This is a genomic window from Arthrobacter sp. NPDC090010, from assembly GCF_044748305.1.
Classification (GTDB): Bacteria; Actinomycetota; Actinomycetes; order Actinomycetales; family Micrococcaceae; genus Arthrobacter_E.
In genome coordinates, this window is record NZ_JBIVFT010000018.1 from 1 (window position 1) to 5,595 (window position 5,595).

Consider the following 5,595-nt stretch of genomic DNA (forward strand, 5'->3'; position numbering starts at 1 on the left):
CCGTGGTGGTTGGTGTTTGCTGGGTTTTGAATTTCTTTTTGGAGAGTTTGATCCTGGCTCAGGATGAACGCTGGCGGCGTGCTTAACACATGCAAGTCGAACGATGAAGCGGTGCTTGCACCGTGGATTAGTGGCGAACGGGTGAGTAACACGTGAGTAACCTGCCCTTGACTCTGGGATAAGCCTGGGAAACTGGGTCTAATACCGGATACGACCGCTCCACGCATGTGGTGGTGGTGGAAAGCTTTTGTGGTTTTGGATGGACTCGCGGCCTATCAGCTTGTTGGTGAGGTAATGGCTCACCAAGGCGACGACGGGTAGCCGGCCTGAGAGGGTGACCGGCCACACTGGGACTGAGACACGGCCCAGACTCCTACGGGAGGCAGCAGTGGGGAATATTGCACAATGGGCGAAAGCCTGATGCAGCGACGCCGCGTGAGGGATGACGGCCTTCGGGTTGTAAACCTCTTTCAGTAGGGAAGAAGCGAAAGTGACGGTACCTGCAGAAGAAGCGCCGGCTAACTACGTGCCAGCAGCCGCGGTAATACGTAGGGCGCAAGCGTTATCCGGAATTATTGGGCGTAAAGAGCTCGTAGGCGGTTTGTCGCGTCTGCTGTGAAAGGCCAGGGCTCAACTCTGGTTCTGCAGTGGGTACGGGCAGACTTGAGTGATGTAGGGGAGACTGGAATTCCTGGTGTAGCGGTGAAATGCGCAGATATCAGGAGGAACACCGATGGCGAAGGCAGGTCTCTGGGCATTAACTGACGCTGAGGAGCGAAAGCATGGGGAGCGAACAGGATTAGATACCCTGGTAGTCCATGCCGTAAACGTTGGGCACTAGGTGTGGGGGACATTCCACGTTTTCCGCGCCGTAGCTAACGCATTAAGTGCCCCGCCTGGGGAGTACGGCCGCAAGGCTAAAACTCAAAGGAATTGACGGGGGCCCGCACAAGCGGCGGAGCATGCGGATTAATTCGATGCAACGCGAAGAACCTTACCAAGGCTTGACATGGACCGGACCGGGCGAGAGATCGTCCTTCCCTTCGGGGCTGGTTCACAGGTGGTGCATGGTTGTCGTCAGCTCGTGTCGTGAGATGTTGGGTTAAGTCCCGCAACGAGCGCAACCCTCGTTCCATGTTGCCAGCACGTAGTGGTGGGGACTCATGGGAGACTGCCGGGGTCAACTCGGAGGAAGGTGGGGACGACGTCAAATCATCATGCCCCTTATGTCTTGGGCTTCACGCATGCTACAATGGCCGGTACAAAGGGTTGCGATACTGTGAGGTGGAGCTAATCCCAAAAAGCCGGTCTCAGTTCGGATTGGGGTCTGCAACTCGACCCCATGAAGTTGGAGTCGCTAGTAATCGCAGATCAGCAACGCTGCGGTGAATACGTTCCCGGGCCTTGTACACACCGCCCGTCAAGTCACGAAAGTTGGTAACACCCGAAGCCGGTGGCCTAACCCCTTGTGGGAGGGAGCTGTCGAAGGTGGGACTGGCGATTGGGACTAAGTCGTAACAAGGTAGCCGTACCGGAAGGTGCGGCTGGATCACCTCCTTTCTAAGGAGCAAACGAGATCATCATCCTCTTCCTGCATGGGTTGTGGTGGTGGTTGAGTGTAGAACCCGCTTGCCAGGACGCATGTTCCTGGGGTGTGGTGCTCATGGGTGGAATATCAAAGAAACACATTCCCGTGATGGGTGGTGGGTTCCTGTGAAACAGGGGGCCTGTTGCTTGGGGGTGCGGTGCCTGCACAGGTGCCACGGCGTGGGGGTCTTAGTACGCTCTCTCATCTTCGGGTGGGGGTGGCTGGAAGGGGTTCTTGGGTTGTGGTGGTGTGGGTGGTGTTGACACACTGTTGGGTCCTGAAACAACAGCAATGTTGTTTCTGGTTGTTCCCAGCCATTCGAAGCGCTGATGTGGCCTCCTGTGTGGGGTTGTTGGTGTGGGTGGTGGTGATGGGGTTGTTGTTTGAGAACTGCATAGTGGACGCGAGCATCTTGCATGAACGGCTTGCATGGTTGACATCTTTTGGGGTGTTGGTTGTGTGGGTTGTGTCATGTGGTTTTTGTGTGGCCAAGTTTTTAAGGGCGCACGGTGGATGCCTTGGCATTAGGAGCCGATGAAGGACGTGGGAATCTGCGATAAGCCTGGGGGAGTTGATAACCGAACTTTGATCCCAGGATGTCCGAATGGGGAAACCCGGCTGCCTGTTATGGGTAGTCACCCGCAGCTGAACGCATAGGCTGTGTGGAGGGAACGCGGGGAAGTGAAACATCTCAGTACCCGCAGGAAGAGAAAACAACATGTGATTCCGTGAGTAGTGGCGAGCGAAAGCGGATGAGGCTAAACCGGGTCATGTGTGATAGCCAGTGAGCGTTGCATGTCCGGGGTTGTGGGGTTGTTCCGTACCAGGATCACTGTTCTGGTCGGGTGTGAATGTGCTGGCGTAGGCGAACCGTTTGGGAAGGCGGACCGTAGAGGGTGATAGTCCCGTAGTCGTCGCGTTGTTGCACCGCTTGAGGGATGATTCCCGAGTAGCACGGGGCCCGAGAAATCCCGTGTGAATCTGTCAGGACCACCTGATAAGCCTAAATACTACCTAATGACCGATAGCGGACCAGTACCGTGAGGGAAAGGTGAAAAGTACCCCGGGAGGGGAGTGAAATAGTACCTGAAACCGTGTGCTTACAATCCGTCAGAGCAGGCTTGTTCCTGTGATGGCGTGCCTTTTGAAGAATGAGCCTGCGAGTTAGTGTTACGTCGCGAGGTTAACCCGTGTGGGGAAGCCGTAGCGAAAGCGAGTCTGAATAGGGCGTTTGAGTGGCGTGATCTAGACCCGAAGCGAAGTGATCTACCCATGGCCAGGTTGAAGCGACGGTAAGACGTCGTGGAGGACCGAACCCACTTCAGTTGAAAATGGAGGGGATGAGCTGTGGGTAGGGGTGAAAGGCCAATCAAACTTCGTGATAGCTGGTTCTCCCCGAAATGCATTTAGGTGCAGCGTTGCGTGTTTCTTGCCGGAGGTAGAGCTACTGGATGGCCGATGGGCCCTACAAGGTTACTGACGTCAGCCAAACTCCGAATGCCGGTAAGTGAGAGCGCAGCAGTGAGACCGTGGGGGATAAGCTTCATGGTCGAGAGGGAAACAGCCCAGACCACCGACTAAGGCCCCTAAGCGTGTGCTAAGTGGGAAAGGATGTGGAGTTGCTTAGACAACCAGGAGGTTGGCTTAGAAGCAGCCACCCTTGAAAGAGTGCGTAATAGCTCACTGGTCAAGTGATTCCGCGCCGACAATGTAGCGGGGCTCAAGTACACCGCCGAAGTCGTGGATTTCAGATAATAGACAAGCCTTTGTGGTTCAGTCGTCTGGAGTGGTAGGGGAGCGTCGTGTGGACGGTGAAGCCGCGGTGTAAACCAGTGGTGGAGACTACACGAGTGAGAATGCAGGCATGAGTAGCGAAAGACGGGTGAGAAACCCGTCCGCCGGATGATCAAGGGTTCCAGGGTCAAGCTAATCTGCCCTGGGTGAGTCGGGACCTAAGGCGAGGCCGACAGGCGTAGTCGATGGACAACGGGTTGATATTCCCGTACCGGCGAAGAACCGCCCATACTGAGCCCGGGATACTAACCACCTAAACCACCTTGTGGAGCCTTCGGGCGAAGCGTGTGTGGGGAGGCTGGGAACTGATCGGGGGAGGTAAGCGTATTAACAGGTGTGACGCAGGAAGGTAGCTGAGCCGGGCGATGGTTGTCCCGGTCTAAGCAGGTAGGCCGTTCCGTAGGCAAATCCGCGGAGCATTAAGGCTGAGACGTGATGGGACCCCACGTGGTGGGGGATTCAGTGATCCTATGCTGCCGAGAAAAGCATCGACGCGAGGTTCCAGCCGCCCGTACCCTAAACCGACACAGGTGATCAGGTAGAGAATACTAAGGCGATCGAGAGAATCATGGTTAAGGAACTCGGCAAAATGCCCCCGTAACTTCGGGAGAAGGGGGGCCCGGACTGTGAAGAGGACTAGCTCCTCGGAGCGGGTAAGGGCCGCAGAGACCAGGGGGAAGCGACTGTTTACTAAAAACACAGGTCCGTGCGAAGTCGCAAGACGATGTATACGGACTGACTCCTGCCCGGTGCTGGAAGGTTAAGAGGACCGGTCAACACTTCGGTGTGAAGCCGGGAATTTAAGCCCCAGTAAACGGCGGTGGTAACTATAACCATCCTAAGGTAGCGAAATTCCTTGTCGGGTAAGTTCCGACCTGCACGAATGGAGTAACGACTTCCCTACTGTCTCAACCATGAACTCGGCGAAATTGCACTACGAGTAAAGATGCTCGTTACGCGCAGCAGGACGGAAAGACCCCGAGACCTTTACTATAGTTTGGTATTGGTGTTCGGAGTGGCTTGTGTAGGATAGGTGGGAGACTGTGAAGCTGGCACGCTAGTGCTGGTGGAGTCATCGTTGAAATACCACTCTGGTCACTTTGGACATCTAACTTCGGCCCATGATCTGGGTCAGGGACAGTGCCTGATGGGTAGTTTAACTGGGGCGGTTGCCTCCCAAAAAGTAACGGAGGCGCCCAAAGGTTCCCTCAGCCTGGTTGGCAATCAGGTGTCGAGTGTAAGTGCACAAGGGAGCTTGACTGTGAGAGAGACATCTCGAGCAGGGACGAAAGTCGGGACTAGTGATCCGGCGGTACATTGTGGAATGGCCGTCGCTCAACGGATAAAAGGTACCTCGGGGATAACAGGCTGATCTTGCCCAAGAGTCCATATCGACGGCATGGTTTGGCACCTCGATGTCGGCTCGTCGCATCCTGGGGCTGGAGTAGGTCCCAAGGGTTGGGCTGTTCGCCCATTAAAGCGGTACGCGAGCTGGGTTTAGAACGTCGTGAGACAGTTCGGTCCCTATCCGCTGCGCGCGCAGGAAATTTGAGAAGGGCTGTCCTTAGTACGAGAGGACCGGGACGGACGAACCTCTGGTGTGTCAGTTGTACTGCCAAGTGCACCGCTGATTGGCTACGTTCGGATGGGATAACCGCTGAAAGCATCTAAGCGGGAAGCCCGCTTCAAGATAAGATTTCCATCCACCCTTGTGGTGGGAGAGGCCCCCAGCAGACCACTGGGTTGATAGGCCGGACGTGGAAGCAGGGACTAACGACCTGTGAAGCTGACCGGTACTAATAAGCCGATAACCTGACCACACACCACACCACCCCTGGTGGTGTGAAAGAACACTGTGCTACGCGTCCACCATGCGGTCCCCAAACAACAAACCTGGGAAGACCATAATTGAATAAGCAACACCCCCACCCCCAACCCCCACACCAGGGGCGCAGGGTCACTGGATGGTGTTGCGTGTCACGGATGAACTCCAGTGACCCTTCCAAACCAACCCCCACCCTGGTGGGGTGTTTGAAAGAGTTACGGCGGTCATAGCGTGGGGGAAACGCCCGGTCCCATTCCGAACCCGGAAGCTAAGACCCACAGCGCCGATGGTACTGCACTCGAGAGGGTGTGGGAGAGTAGGACACCGCCGGACACAACCACCAGTGATGGCCCCGAGCAACGACGCCCGGGGCCACCACCATTTAAAA

Annotated in this window: 3 rRNA genes; all 3 read left to right on the top strand. The window is 56.0% G+C overall.

Annotated features, from left to right (window positions below):
- Positions 1–35: 35 nt before the first annotated feature.
- The 3 genes from ACIPXZ_RS16935 (at position 36) to rrf (ending at position 5,540) form a co-directional block, all read left to right on the top strand.
- Positions 36–1,560 (top strand): 16S ribosomal RNA (locus ACIPXZ_RS16935).
- Between the two features lie 514 nt (positions 1,561–2,074).
- A 23S ribosomal RNA gene (locus ACIPXZ_RS16940) occupies positions 2,075–5,202 on the top strand.
- A gap of 221 nt (positions 5,203–5,423) precedes the next feature.
- Positions 5,424–5,540: ribosomal RNA gene (gene rrf, locus ACIPXZ_RS16945) — 5S ribosomal RNA — on the top strand.
- Together the 16S, 23S and 5S rRNA genes form the textbook arrangement of a ribosomal RNA operon.
- The last annotated feature ends 55 nt before the right edge of the window (positions 5,541–5,595 follow it).